This is a genomic window from Paenibacillus sp. FSL R5-0517 (assembly GCF_037974355.1).
Lineage (GTDB): Bacteria > Bacillota > Bacilli > Paenibacillales > Paenibacillaceae > Paenibacillus.
Map to the genome: position 1 here is coordinate 1,795,814 of NZ_CP150235.1, position 12,434 is coordinate 1,808,247.

Here is a 12,434-nt window from a genome sequence, read left to right on the forward strand (position 1 = left end):
AATCAGATGACTACGTTGGTTCTGCTAAGTGATTTGGTGTTCGAATCTAACGATAAATTGAATCAGAAAATACGAAGCTTATTCCACAGTGAACAGCCTTCCATCGGCTATATACCATCATGTTCCGACGCGGAGCGAAGGTATTTTGAGCACACTAGACGTTACTATAACCAAATAGGAATAGACAACATTCAATATTATGATCTTGATCTGCAGTACGAGGAGAACACATTTGGCTCTATTTTCGAGTGTGATGCGATACATCTATCCGGCGGAAATACGTTTTATTTTCTAAGTCTATTACAGAAGAGAAATGTGCTAGGTTTGCTGCGTTCCTATGTGAAGAGTGGTGGCATGCTGATTGGGGTCAGCGCAGGCAGTATTCTTACTACACCTACGATAGAGATCGCTGGGCATGGGGAAGATGCAGATGAGAACAATGTAGATCTGAAAGACATGAAAGCACTGGGTTTTGTTGATTTTGAATTTGCACCCCACTGGGATGGTTCGGAAGATGCTTTGGATTCATTAAGAGAGTATACCCGTGTTAACCGTCCAGCTGTATATGCGTGCCAAGATGGTGGCGGGCTTGTAGTTGATGGTGAAAGCGTAGAGTTATATGGAAATGTGTGTCTCGTAGATTACAGAGAAAGTGGGTCTTTTGATGAGTAATATTAAGGTCTATCATTATGATGCTTTCTCCACAGTTCCTGGTCAAGGTAACCCGGCAGGAGTGGTCTTTGATGCTGATCATTTCAGTGAGGCGGAGATGCAGCAGATCGCTTATCAAGTTGGTTTTAATGAGACGGTATTTGTGTTGAAATCTGAAGTAGCTGACGTCCGATTACGTTATTTTACGCCGGGTCATGAAATTAATCTGTGTGGACATGCCACAATGGCATCCCTGTATGGATTAAAGACACGTGGTATGCTGGGTGACCAAGAGTTAATCACGATTGAAACTAATGTAGGCATACTACCTATTCGATTTGAGCGAAATGACAACATCATTTACATGGAGATGAAACAGGATCATCCGCAGTTTATACCGTTCCAGGGGGATATCGAGAAGCTGGTAAGCGCCATAAACCTCACTCTGGATGAAGTGGATCATTCTATGCCAATCGTTTATGGGAGTACGGGAACCTGGACGTTGTTAATCCCCATTCGTGATTTGAACTCTTTTATGAAAATGAAACCGGATTCTTCCCTGTTCCCAGAAATTTTAATTGAGAATCCCAAAGCTTCCCTGCATCCCTTTTGTTTCGAAACTCGTGATTCCGATGCGATGATGCATGCCAGACATTTCTCTTCACCTTACTCAGGTACGACGGAAGATCCAGTGACTGGAACAGCCTCCGGGGTGATGGGTGCTTATTATTTAACCTATGTGAAACCGGAGATCGATGAGGTACAGTTTGTGGTAGAGCAGGGGCATGAGATTGGAAGAGATGGAAAGGTTCAAGTGAGCGTAATTCGGGATGGAGAGGATATGGATGTCAGAATGAAGGGGACAGCTGTTTTTGTGCGTGAACTGAACGTTGAATTGGATACCTAATCTATACATAAAGGAGGATGTGCTATGAGCGAATCATTACAGGATCAGATTCAATTTCTCATTGAGATTGATAAACTCAAAACGATTGAACGAAAGACGAGAATTATGCATGATGAGAGACTTGAAAATGATGCAGAGCATTCTTGGCATCTGGCAATGATGGCGCTGGTTTTACAGAGTCATGCCAACACGGATGTGGATATGCTCAAAGTCATTAAGATGCTTCTCGTTCATGATCTGGTTGAGATCGATGCCGGCGATACTTTTGCCTACGATGCAGTGGGGTATACGGATAAATATGATCGTGAACTCAAAGCGGCTCATCGACTGTTTGGTATGTTGCCTAAGGAACAGGCTGAAGAACTACTCCACTTATGGTTAGAGTTTGAAGCAAAACAGACGTCTGAAGCACAATTTGCCTCATCTCTCGATCGATTGCAGCCTATTATCCACAACCATCAGAATGAGGGAGATACATGGCAGAAATATAACATTACAAGTGAACAGGTGTTAAACAGAAACCGTGAGATTGCGAACGGTTCCGAGACATTGTGGGAGTATGCGCAGCAGCTTATTCAGGAATCTGTGGACCAGGGAATCTTGACCAAATCATAAGTTTACGCTCTAACGTACGCACTTTGAAGAAGGGGGAGTATGATGACGCAGGACTTTTATTGTGATGAGGTGCTGAGTGGTAAAACGCAAGTTAAAGTTGTCATGGAAACCAATAACGTTATGGCTTATCATCACACTCGGCCATACTACAAGCATCACATTGTTGTGATTCCCAAGATGCATATTTAGTCCTTCATTTCAGAAGAGGAAGAGAATAATGATGAGCTACTCTTAGAAATGATGCAAGTCATTAAAAAGGTAGCTGCTGACATGTTAGCTCAGACAGGCTCATCGAAGATTGTAACTAACTTGGGCAGTTATCAAGACTCGAAGCATCAGCATTGGCATATAGTCAGTGGTGAACGAACTTAGGAAACGGTAGACCGGTTTATAAATCTTCCACCTTTCATAAAGGGACGTGGAGGATTTTTTTTGTTTTGAATCAATAAGCACCCCGAATAACCTTTACATCCACCATAAAAGTTAACTGAGGGAAAATATGCTAGAATAGGAAGTGATAATTTAATAGGTTCATAGGAGGAATAACAATTATGATTACAATGTTTCTAATGTTGATTAATGTGTTGTTATATGGACTCGGTGTGTATGCGCTGATCCTGTTTATTAAGCTGGCCCGGCGTGGGATTCAGGCACTGGATATCTACCTGTATGAGAAACGCGGCGAACGTTTCTAACGTTCACTATCTCACACTCGAACAGAATTATCATTTTTCTCTCAGTGTTTTATCTCTCCTAATCTAGTATGATTAACGCATCATTTCAGTAAAGAGAGGTTCACGACATGGAAGCTTTTTTAGAGCAGATTAACGAGTTAAACGAGCTTCAGAAGAACTTGGTTAGCCTACATCCTCTGTTTGCAGAACATTATCCAGTGGTTGTCGCCTATGAAGCTTTATTATATATCTATGATTATTCGTCCAAGACGCAGCAATATGAGTGGGTAAAGACGGTGCCGGACGATTTATATATTCCAGATGAATGCCTTGCAGCCATGCCAGTGCCTCATATGGATGGACGTATGTGTGCGATTGTTACGGACGCAGCATTCAAAGACCTGGAGCAGAAAGTCTATTTGTTCCACGAATATGTTCATTGCTATGTATATGAGAGTTATGATGAGCGAATCGTCAACCGTCTTCAGATTAAACATAAAATGACGCGATTGAAGCGTGTGACATGGGAACTGGATTATGAGTTTCCGTATGAAGATGCAGTCGTCGTGGAGCGGATTAACGCATTGTTGTCTGCTTTGAAGAGTAGAGACCTAACACAAGTACACACAGCTAGAAAGGCGTTGTTTACTTCATTAACTGAAGAACAAGCTGAGTACTGGAGTTGGTTGGAATGGAACGAGGGTTACGCACGTTATATTGAGAATCTGATTCGGGCAAAATTCGGACAGGAAAGCAATCATATGGGAGACACAGCCCCGTTTAACCGCTTGATGTTCTATGAATGTGGGTCTGAATATATTAGTCTGCTTGTGAAGGAGCACCCGGAGTACCATACGGATCTGGAGCAATTGTTTGATCGAATGCAAGCAGAGAGAATACAGGATTAATCATGTATCTACGGTAAAAAGGTGAAACATAGCGGAGTCACACTATTCCAGTGATCTGTACGTTCCACCAGTAGGTATATCATATCGTTTTTTTAATTAATGTAGAATACTTCCCGATAAAAGGAGATCAACTCTATGCCGCTACCCATGGTTCATCTCAATATTGCTAATCGGATTGCTGACTCGCTGCAAATGCAGGCTGATCGAAGTTCATTCTATCTGGGGAACATCGCCCCGGATTCCATACATATGCGTGAAGGCACAACCAGAGAGGATAAGGAATATACCCATTTTAACCCGAAAGATGATGGAGATTACGTTGGAGGGCTCCACGAACGCTACTCATCCTATATGCAACCACTCATCGATGAAGGATGGAAGTGGTTTGTGCGGGGGTACTTTATGCATGTGCTAACGGATTATTACTGGTTCCGCAGCGTGCATCCTGAATTTGTAGAACGGGTCAACAAGGCAGACTTATCCATAGGTACGAGTAGATCCAAGGAAGAACTGGCGCGTTTATACTATCAGGAGACGGACCAGATCGATTTTAATCTCTATCAAGGTTCGAGTTGGAGCGAAGAGGTGTGGCAGCTGCTCAACAGTTCACCAGGTTATGACATGATGGATCGCTTAACTGCTGATGAGATTGTACGTTGGAGGGACCACACGTTTTCTTTTCTGAATGGGGAAGAACCTGGAATTACTCCTGAGTTCATTACGGGGGAGAAGATCCAAGTATTTGTGGAAGAGACCGTAGAGCGACTGAGCACTTTGTTGTCTTCATGGGACCCGGAGTTACGTAACTGAATATGACAAGTTGAGTGCAATTGAGTCATTAGAACTGTATTTATTACTTCTCTGTTCATCACTTGTATTTAACACGAAGTCAGGGGGGCACGCAGTATGGTGAGATATGTAGGAGTGTTGCTCGTAGTCGTCATTGCCACGATCATTGCAGGGTGCAGTCAACCGAATGAATCGAACGCGGAAGAAGGGCTTCCTGTACTAATCACTTTAACGTGTAATCCCAACCTCGCCTCGGAACCATGCCAAGATGTTGAGTTTGATCGACCTGACGAGATTCGGATCATGATGGAAGCCATACATAAAGCTGAAAGTTTGCCGGGGAATCTGAATTATGGTACGCAGTACAAGATGAGTATTAATAATGCAGATGGTTCGGTTACCCGGTATGATTTTTCACTAGGAATGGATCCCAAGATGCAAGGACTGTTAGTAAACGAGGAAGACACGCATACTGGATATAGCATTGCTCTTGAGGATGCGAATCAACTAAGAAGACTGATTCAGCGACGTACAGATTAAGAAGGTATATGGAACGGAGAAGAACCTGTGGATGACAAAATTACTATTGAACCATTGACACGATCGGACGCTGATGGAGCGTATCAGGTGTTCGAGACAACGATCCCGGCAGCATTTGAACAGGAGGGCATAGGCTCGCTACTGGATGATATCCAGGATGAAATAGCACATAAGAGAGCATTAATTCACACTGCATTGCAGCCAGATCATAACAAGGAAGCAAATATATTTTTCCTCGTGGCCAAAATGGGTAAGTCCATTGTAGGCACAATCTCGTATGGACCTTGTGGTGAGGAGATTCGAGAATGTACAGAGGGCAGGCTGAATGATATTGGAGAGCTGGGTAGCCTTTACGTGATGCCCGAGGTTCAAGGGAAAGGGATTGGTTCGGCGCTCATAGTCGCACTGGTTACTGAGCTTCAGCGGCGTGGAATCAAACAATGCTGCCTGGATAGCGGCTATCAAATCGCACAGAAGAAGTGGCAACGCAAATTCGGTGAACCCTATGTCGTAGTGAAGAACTATTGGGGTGAAGGAACAGATCATATGGTTTGGCTGTGTAACGTACAGGATTTTATAGAGGGTGTTCAAAAAGCCCGCTTTTGATTACAAATAAAGAGATGACGACCTGTACTTTACAGGGGTCATCTCTTTTACTAAGTGAATCTTTCTGCATCGATGGTAGACGATTATTCGTACAGTGTATTATGTGTGTTTTTATGTAGCCGAAGGAAAAAGGAGTGAACATATGTCAATCCAATGGAAGATACCCGAGCAACGGCTCTCCCCTCATGCGGTAAATCTATGGAGAATTAGCGCCATCCTATGGAATGTCATAGGTTTCCTGATCCTTGCCGTACTGTTAATACTCGACTCCATCTATGGATGGAAGACGTGGGTCGGTTGGATCCTGTGGGGGGTTACGGCCATATCCGTGCTCTATGCGGCGTGGGATATTTTCATCCAGCCTGCATGGTTATATAAGCATTGGTACTATGATGTGAATGAGGAGTTTCTGCAATTGAAGCGTGGGGCGCTAACCAAGGTACATCAGATCATCCCTATGGCTAAGATACAATCGGTTACAACAAATCAGGGACCTTTGATGCGAAAATATGGACTCTATTCCGTATCGGTTGGCACGATGGGGTCATCGCATGAAATCCCGGCATTGCCTGAGGAAGTCGCGCTTGCGCTCCGTCATCAGATTGCGTCCTATGCACGGATTAATGAGGTGGATGAATGATCGATATGAAGCGACATCATCCATTAACCATACTGTGGAGTCTGTGGAAACTGGTGAAGAATTCGTTTGCCATCATCCTTTTTTTGTTTGTTTTCCGTCAGGGCTCAGAGTCCCAATGGCTTTTCTATGGTAGGATCGCCTTTTATGCAGGTATCTCCATCGGCATCGTGTCAATCATCTGGAAGTGGTTTACTTCTCGTTATACTGCAGACGATAAGGCCTTTCACATCTATAGTGGTGTGTTTAACCGCACCCGAAGAACGATACCATATACCAAAGTGCAAAATGTGAATCGCCACACGACTCTGTTTCATCGTCTGCTCAACGTGACATCGATCCGATTTGAGACAGGGATTAAGGGAGAAGATGCTACCTTTCAGTTACATGTTGTTTCACTTTCCGAAGCAGAACAGTTGGAGAAGATTGTGGCGGGTTATATGACAGAAGATGCAGAAGCAGAAACGGTAGAAGCAACAGAGGAACATGAACCGTTGGATGCAGTTAAAGATATGGAAGAGGGAGAAGCAAAATCCCACTCTGTTATAACCGATCAAGCCATGTCTCTGCCTGCAAAAGAGAAACAAGAACGGGTTGTTCATTATCATTCGACCCGCAAGGATATAATCAAAGCGTCGTTTACCTCGCTCAGCTTTCTCGTATTGATTCCAGTCCTGGGTACACTTTATTCCTGGGTGAAAGATTTCTTCCCCGATGAAGAAGTAACGGAAAGTTTATTCTTAACATGGCTTGATTCCTGGTGGATTGCCGGTTTGATGATTTTGGTTTTATTGGTCATATCCATCGCTCTGGGGATTGTCAGAACCTTTGTGAAGTATGGAAACTTTCAGATCACCTCGGATGCCAAGCGGATCTATATCTCGAAGGGCATGATGGAACAAACGTCATTTTCAATCTTGAAAGAACGAGTTCAGGCTGTGAAAATTACACAGTCTCCGATGAAAAGGTTGCTTGGACTAGCGGAAGTAGAACTGACCACTGCAGGTAGTCTGGGGGAATCCGAGCAGGAGGTAAACTCGCTCTATCCCTTCTTGCCGGTGAAGCAAGCCTATACCATGATTGAAGAGATACTACCATCCTATCAGGTGACGCAGGAGATGGAAAAACTTCCGAGAATATCACTATGGCTACGTCTGCTCAAACCAAGCTGGGGATGGATCATGATTACAGGTGTATTGTGGTATTTCAAACCATTTGTTTTTGGGCAGAAGCATGCCTGGTGGATGATTTCGGCGATTCTGCTCGTGTGGATTGCAACAAGCAGAGTGATGGAATTTTTCCATACCAGATACACTTTACATCAAAATTTCATTCAACTTCGTACTGGGGCGCTCACTTCAACACTCTTTATCTCCAAACGCGAGAAAGTCATCGAAGTACAGATCACCCGTAACGTGTTACAGCGCTGGTTCGGTGTTGCTTCCATTCACACGGTAAACCGTGCCAAACCTGTCCTGCATCATCATGCACATGACATTCCCCTAGATACGGCGGAATCATTTCAATTATGGTACATGGGACGTACCCAAGATGTTCAGACCCGGTAAATCGCAAGAGCAAGTGCAGGAAGACCGCATCAGGTTATTCTGTACTTGCTCTTTTAATAGAGGAGGAAGGATATTTTGATGAAAGCTGTGTTCTTTGATGTGGATGGTACATTGCTGAGCGAAATAGATCGGAGTTTGTCACCGCGTACAGCAGAGTCGATCCGGGAATTGATTCGTAAAGGCGTTCAAGTCGTACTTGTAACAGGTAGACCCTATAATCTATGCGAAGAATTCAGAAATCTCGGAATCGAGACGATCATTTCGGCTAATGGGGCATTGATCAAAGCAGGTAATGAAGTGATACATAAGTCTGTACTTTCTGCACAGATGGTAAGAGCATTCAGTGAGTTTGCCGAGTTGCAGGGGCACAGTATTTCATATTTTACAGAATCATTTGAGACGAACGGGTTGTGTACAGCAGATGGTCGTGTTACTGATGCCTTAAGAGATACGCTTGGACTCATGGTTTCCCCGGAGAAAATCAGCACGTTGGAACAGGACGTATATTGCATCTGCTTATATGCGGATGAAGCGGAGACGGAGAAATTCCAATCCAGATTTCCTTCTTTACGATTCGTGAGATTCCATCCGTATGTAGTAAATGTGCTGGAAGCAAGCGAAGTCAGCAAATCGATAGCCGCAGAGAAAGTCCTCAATTACCTGAAGATATCCAGAGAGGATACAATGGCCTTTGGCGATGGGGAGAATGATGTGGATCTGCTAACGTATGCGGGAATCGGAATTGCGATGGGAAATGGCGGAGAACGGATTAAACAAAGCGCCGATTATGTCACCCTGCGAGCAAGTGAAGATGGCGTTACCCATGCGCTGGAGCAATTTAAGGTTATATGAGGATTCTCACATAAAATAAAGATGAAGGATATCCCAATTGTGGGTTTTCATGTAGAATGATATAGCACGTATTAAGCCCTAAAGCATAGGGTGTTTATCGAAGGGTGACTTATGAAAAAGGTTGTTATTGTAATTCTGTCTCTTGTTGTACTTGTTGGTGTATCTTCTTCCGCTTATGCTCATCCAGGCAGACTGGATAAGAACGGTGGACATAACTGTTCAGCCAAATCCAAGCAAAAGGGTCTGTGCAAGGGTTATCACTATCATAAAAAGAAAAAATAAGCACTGCTTTACATTCTTGAACAGGGGGAAGAGGAATGAATCATATTAAAGCCGTTATTTTTGATTTGGACAATACAATTCTAAACAGAACGATGACTTTTGACGGATTCACGCAACGTTTAATGAACACTTATTTTGGTCACCTTGAGTCAACTGAAGAGATAAGCAAGCGAATTATTGAACTAGACCAGGATGGTTATAAGGACAAACCCCTCCTGTTCAACGAATTGTTGCATGAATTGCCATGGGCAGAGCATCCGCCACATGCAGAACTGATGGAGTTCTACGGCAGAGAGTATGTACGAAGTTCAGTTCTAATGGAACAGGCGCGAGAAGTCGTTCAGCATCTGCGGGGGAAATATCAAACCGGGTTAATTACCAATGGGCAGACTGATATTCAGTATGGGAAAATCGATCAACTCGGTATCCGGGATGACTACGACCATATTATTGTTTCAGAAGAGGCAGGAGTCAAAAAGCCTGATCCACGCATCTTTCAACTTGCACTTGATCATTTCGGTCTAACTCCGGAGCAGTGCATCTACATTGGCGATCATCCGGTGAACGATATTCAAGGTGCAGCAAGCGTAGGCATGAGCACCATCTGGATGAAGGTCAACCAACCTTGGCAGGACAGCATCACGATTAGTCCTTTACATACGATTGAACATCTAAGTGAGCTAAAGGAATTGCTTTAGAGGACAGTTAGATAAGTAAAATCTAATATCACAGTTTCGAAAGCGAGGTACATATGGAGATTAGACAGATGGCTACAGCGTTTTTGAGCAATGGCTCAGACATGCTGATGATGAAGAAGGCAGGCAGCAGATTGTTTGATTTTGAATTTTGGGGCGGTATAGGCGGGCATCTGGAGCAAGGGGAACTGAACGCACCCATGACTGCCAGCTATCGGGAGATTGAAGAAGAGACCGGATTCAAGCCAGAGGATATTGAACACTTTCGACTTCGAACTATTCTGTTAGAGGTTAGCGGTGGTGAGATTTGGCAGCAGTTTGTCTATTTTGGAGAGACGAAGCATCGACAATTTGTACCTTCCGATGAAGGAGAGTTATTCTGGATACCGCAAGATGAGGTACTGGATTTACATGCGTCTATTCTGGTCAAAGCGACGCTTAGGCACTATTTACAACAGCCGGGAGCAGAAGACATCTGGATTGGCAACGTTCAGAGCGGAACAGACTTAAAGGGCACTCCACAGGTCATATGGAACAGAATGCAGGAAGCGAAATCATTTGAGCCCAAGGGGGTTGCCAATAATATTGAAAGATAGAACTGGAAGAAAAAAATGGAGATGGATTAATTACCTGTTGATCACTGTACTAATTGCTGTCATTCTTCCGAGTAGTCATGTAGAGGCAGGCAACACGATTACAGTGAAAACGAAGGTCCAATATTACAAAGGACAGCCATACATACATCTAACAGGTGGAAAGAAATCTGTGACGGATAAGTTGAACAAGACGTTTAAACTCCACGCAGTGAAAGCAGCTCGCCTGGACAAAGAAGAAAAGCAATCAAACAAAGCTTATTTCTACACTACCATGGCCAGTGTAAAATATAATGCAAAAGAAAAGTTGTCTGTAGTATATGAAGATCATGTATACACTGGCGGAGCACATGGAATGGATGCGACAACATCATATAACTATGATTTAAGAACAGGGGAAGAACTGAAGCTAAGCGAGTATGTTAAAGATGATATTCAGATGGAGAAGGTAGAGAGATCCATCTCCAACAGTCTATTAGCCATGTATAATGCTGGAGTTTCTATTTTTGAAGAGAATATTTATGATTTTCAGCTTGATCAAACATCTGAATTCTTTTTGTATGACAAAGGGATTGTCATCCGATTCTATCCTTATGAGGTTGCACCCTATGCTAAAGGGTTTGTAGATATCAAAGTCCCATACACTAAATTCAACCAATAGATATATGCAATAAAAGACATGATCCAGTTCAATGAGATCATGTCTTTTTATATCAATATCGTAATATCAATACATAATATGTCTTTAACGAATGAAGTCTTTACGACCAGATCAGGCTGTAATAATCCGATCTTTCGTTTGTCTGTTCCGATGTTCGATAGCTTCCTCATAATCCACGATCAATGTATCAAAAATATGCTCCCACGACCGCTGTTCAGCCAGCTTTTTGCCTTCCAGTCCCATCATCCTCAATTGGTCCACGTGATTTCCCCAGAGACATATCTCCCGAATCAGTGCATCAGCCTGACCTGGCTCGAACAATACTCCATTACGGTGGTGGGATACCAGATCTTTTACACCTCCGGCATTGGCCGCCACCACAGGAAGCCCTGAAGCCATCGCTTCCAGCACCACATTGCCAAATGTCTCCGTAGCGGAAGGAAACACAAACAGATCCGCCGAAGCATACATAACAGCAAGGTCTTCCCCGTGCATATAACCTGTAAAGGTGACATTTGGTGGGGAGTGCAGACGCATTTTGGGAAGAGATGGGCCGTCACCAACGATAATCCAGTGTACACGGGACTGCATCTTCTGGGGCAACTGTTGCATCGTAGTCGTGAGCGTAGCGATATCTTTTTCCGGGGCAATGCGTCCAACGTAGAGTAAAATAAGGGGAGCAGTGATGTGGTATCGTTCACGGATATCCGAGCTGCGTTTATCAGGGGAGTACAGGTTGCAATCAATTCCGCGAGACCAAAGCTTCAGACGCTGAATGCCTTGGACTTGAAGGGTGTTTATCGTTTCCCGAGATGGGGCAAGGGTTGCATCACAGGTGCGGTGGAACCATTGGATATATTTCCAATAGAGAGGGATCATACTTTTCAACCGGTAATATTCGAGGTAACGATCAAAGTGGGTATGGTAGGAGACAACATGTGGAAGGTGATGTTTGAGCGCATACCTCAGGCCAAGCAGCCCCATATTAAAAGGCGTGGCGATATGCAGCAGATCGGGTTGAAAGGTTTGCAGCTGCTTATGAGTGTCTGTTCTGTTTGGTAGTGCAATGCGGCATTCAGGATACAGAAAAAAAGGGATGTTGGCAACCGATCGGACTTGAGTCTCATGGCTTCCTTCAATGATGGAGTTCGGAGTAAACAGCAGATGTTCAATTCTTCTGCGGTTCAGATGGTTACTCAAGCGGTGGAGCGTGCCAGCAACACCATTGGTTTCCGGAAGATAGGTGTCTGTGAACAAGGCCAGGCGCATCATTACCCCTCCCATGACTCGTGATGCCAAGATCATAACAGCGGAACATTTTCCCGAGGTCAAGTGCATGTTAACTTGACGATATTCCCTGTAAATTTGATAACAGGATAGACATACTAACTACTATAGGTTCAACTTATATAATGTATTCTGCTATGATGTAATAACGTGTCGGCGTAGTTGAGCT

The 12,434-nt window shown here is 43.8% G+C and carries 16 protein-coding genes and 1 pseudogene; 16 read left to right on the plus strand and 1 reads right to left on the minus strand.

The features are described 5' to 3' along the window. Positions 1 to 6 precede the first annotated feature (6 nt). The 16 genes and pseudogenes from MKX40_RS08030 (at position 7) to MKX40_RS08105 (ending at position 10,978) form a co-directional block, all read left to right on the plus strand. Complete coding sequence (locus MKX40_RS08030) at positions 7 to 672, plus strand: Type 1 glutamine amidotransferase-like domain-containing protein (protein ID WP_339240659.1); 666 nt, start codon at positions 7 to 9, stop codon at positions 670 to 672. Further along, on the plus strand, positions 665 to 1,558 hold the full coding sequence (locus MKX40_RS08035; RefSeq protein WP_339240661.1) for a PhzF family phenazine biosynthesis protein: 894 nt from the start codon (positions 665 to 667) through the stop codon (positions 1,556 to 1,558). The genes MKX40_RS08030 and MKX40_RS08035 overlap by 8 nt, the downstream gene beginning before the upstream one ends. Before the next feature lie 24 nt (positions 1,559 to 1,582). Beyond that, on the plus strand, positions 1,583 to 2,173 hold the full coding sequence (locus MKX40_RS08040) for an HD domain-containing protein (RefSeq protein WP_339240662.1): 591 nt from the start codon (positions 1,583 to 1,585) through the stop codon (positions 2,171 to 2,173). 39 nt (positions 2,174 to 2,212) lie between these two features. Next, positions 2,213 to 2,545, plus strand: a pseudogene (locus MKX40_RS08045) (HIT domain-containing protein). Positions 2,546 to 2,724: 179 nt separating this feature from the next. Beyond that, complete coding sequence (locus MKX40_RS08050) at positions 2,725 to 2,868, plus strand: hypothetical protein (protein WP_181155325.1); 144 nt, start codon at positions 2,725 to 2,727, stop codon at positions 2,866 to 2,868. A gap of 107 nt (positions 2,869 to 2,975) precedes the next feature. After that, positions 2,976 to 3,755: a hypothetical protein gene (locus MKX40_RS08055; protein ID WP_339240663.1), complete on the plus strand. Its 780-nt coding sequence runs from the start codon at positions 2,976 to 2,978 to the stop codon at positions 3,753 to 3,755. 135 nt (positions 3,756 to 3,890) lie between these two features. Beyond that, positions 3,891 to 4,565, plus strand: a complete 675-nt coding sequence (locus MKX40_RS08060; RefSeq protein ID WP_339240664.1) for a zinc dependent phospholipase C family protein — start codon at positions 3,891 to 3,893, stop codon at positions 4,563 to 4,565. 96 nt (positions 4,566 to 4,661) lie between these two features. Next, positions 4,662 to 5,084 (plus strand): hypothetical protein, encoded by a 423-nt coding sequence (locus MKX40_RS08065; RefSeq protein WP_339240666.1) that lies wholly within the window; start codon positions 4,662 to 4,664, stop codon positions 5,082 to 5,084. 27 nt (positions 5,085 to 5,111) lie between these two features. Beyond that, positions 5,112 to 5,690 carry a GNAT family N-acetyltransferase gene (locus tag MKX40_RS08070; RefSeq protein WP_339240667.1) on the plus strand — a complete coding sequence of 193 codons (579 nt, stop codon included), beginning with the start codon at positions 5,112 to 5,114 and terminating at the stop codon, positions 5,688 to 5,690. Positions 5,691 to 5,832: 142 nt separating this feature from the next. Then, positions 5,833 to 6,330 carry a PH domain-containing protein gene (locus MKX40_RS08075; protein WP_339240668.1) on the plus strand — a complete coding sequence of 166 codons (498 nt, stop codon included), beginning with the start codon at positions 5,833 to 5,835 and terminating at the stop codon, positions 6,328 to 6,330. After that, positions 6,327 to 7,895 carry a PH domain-containing protein gene (locus tag MKX40_RS08080; protein WP_339240669.1) on the plus strand — a complete coding sequence of 523 codons (1,569 nt, stop codon included), beginning with the start codon at positions 6,327 to 6,329 and terminating at the stop codon, positions 7,893 to 7,895. The genes MKX40_RS08075 and MKX40_RS08080 overlap by 4 nt, the downstream gene beginning before the upstream one ends. Positions 7,896 to 7,970: 75 nt before the next feature. After that, positions 7,971 to 8,747 carry a Cof-type HAD-IIB family hydrolase gene (locus MKX40_RS08085; RefSeq protein ID WP_339240671.1) on the plus strand — a complete coding sequence of 259 codons (777 nt, stop codon included), beginning with the start codon at positions 7,971 to 7,973 and terminating at the stop codon, positions 8,745 to 8,747. A 111-nt stretch (positions 8,748 to 8,858) separates the two neighbouring features. Beyond that, positions 8,859 to 9,029: a YHYH domain-containing protein gene (locus MKX40_RS08090; protein WP_339240672.1), complete on the plus strand. Its 171-nt coding sequence runs from the start codon at positions 8,859 to 8,861 to the stop codon at positions 9,027 to 9,029. Between the two features lie 35 nt (positions 9,030 to 9,064). After that, positions 9,065 to 9,727, plus strand: coding sequence for an HAD family hydrolase (locus tag MKX40_RS08095; RefSeq protein ID WP_339240674.1), 663 nt, complete (start codon positions 9,065 to 9,067; stop codon positions 9,725 to 9,727). Positions 9,728 to 9,795: 68 nt separating this feature from the next. Next, a complete protein-coding gene (locus MKX40_RS08100; protein ID WP_339240676.1) occupies positions 9,796 to 10,320 on the plus strand; it encodes an NUDIX domain-containing protein in 525 nt (174 codons plus the stop codon). Continuing rightward, the gene (locus MKX40_RS08105; protein ID WP_339240678.1) at positions 10,310 to 10,978 is read left to right on the plus strand and encodes a DUF3298 domain-containing protein; all 669 of its coding nucleotides are present in this window, start codon (positions 10,310 to 10,312) and stop codon (positions 10,976 to 10,978) included. The genes MKX40_RS08100 and MKX40_RS08105 overlap by 11 nt, the downstream gene beginning before the upstream one ends. Positions 10,979 to 11,089: 111 nt before the next feature. On the opposite strand, the gene MKX40_RS08110 is transcribed toward MKX40_RS08105, so the two are convergent. Continuing rightward, positions 11,090 to 12,250 (minus strand): glycosyltransferase family 1 protein, encoded by a 1,161-nt coding sequence (locus MKX40_RS08110; protein ID WP_339240680.1) that lies wholly within the window; start codon positions 12,248 to 12,250, stop codon positions 11,090 to 11,092. Positions 12,251 to 12,434 lie beyond the last annotated feature (184 nt).

Coding starts and splice junctions, on each gene's coding strand:
- MKX40_RS08090 (WP_339240672.1), top strand. CDS start 8,859: ATGAAAAAGGTTGTTATTGTAATTCTGTCTCTTGTTGTACTTGTTGGT.
- MKX40_RS08095 (WP_339240674.1), top strand. CDS start 9,065: ATGAATCATATTAAAGCCGTTATTTTTGATTTGGACAATACAATTCTA.
- MKX40_RS08050 (WP_181155325.1), top strand. CDS start 2,725: ATGATTACAATGTTTCTAATGTTGATTAATGTGTTGTTATATGGACTC.
- MKX40_RS08080 (WP_339240669.1), top strand. CDS start 6,327: ATGATCGATATGAAGCGACATCATCCATTAACCATACTGTGGAGTCTG.
- MKX40_RS08100 (WP_339240676.1), top strand. CDS start 9,796: ATGGCTACAGCGTTTTTGAGCAATGGCTCAGACATGCTGATGATGAAG.
- MKX40_RS08075 (WP_339240668.1), top strand. CDS start 5,833: ATGTCAATCCAATGGAAGATACCCGAGCAACGGCTCTCCCCTCATGCG.
- MKX40_RS08040 (WP_339240662.1), top strand. CDS start 1,583: ATGAGCGAATCATTACAGGATCAGATTCAATTTCTCATTGAGATTGAT.
- MKX40_RS08060 (WP_339240664.1), top strand. CDS start 3,891: ATGCCGCTACCCATGGTTCATCTCAATATTGCTAATCGGATTGCTGAC.
- MKX40_RS08110 (WP_339240680.1), bottom strand. CDS start 12,250: ATGATGCGCCTGGCCTTGTTCACAGACACCTATCTTCCGGAAACCAAT.
- MKX40_RS08065 (WP_339240666.1), top strand. CDS start 4,662: ATGGTGAGATATGTAGGAGTGTTGCTCGTAGTCGTCATTGCCACGATC.
- MKX40_RS08035 (WP_339240661.1), top strand. CDS start 665: ATGAGTAATATTAAGGTCTATCATTATGATGCTTTCTCCACAGTTCCT.
- MKX40_RS08055 (WP_339240663.1), top strand. CDS start 2,976: ATGGAAGCTTTTTTAGAGCAGATTAACGAGTTAAACGAGCTTCAGAAG.
- MKX40_RS08030 (WP_339240659.1), top strand. CDS start 7: ATGACTACGTTGGTTCTGCTAAGTGATTTGGTGTTCGAATCTAACGAT.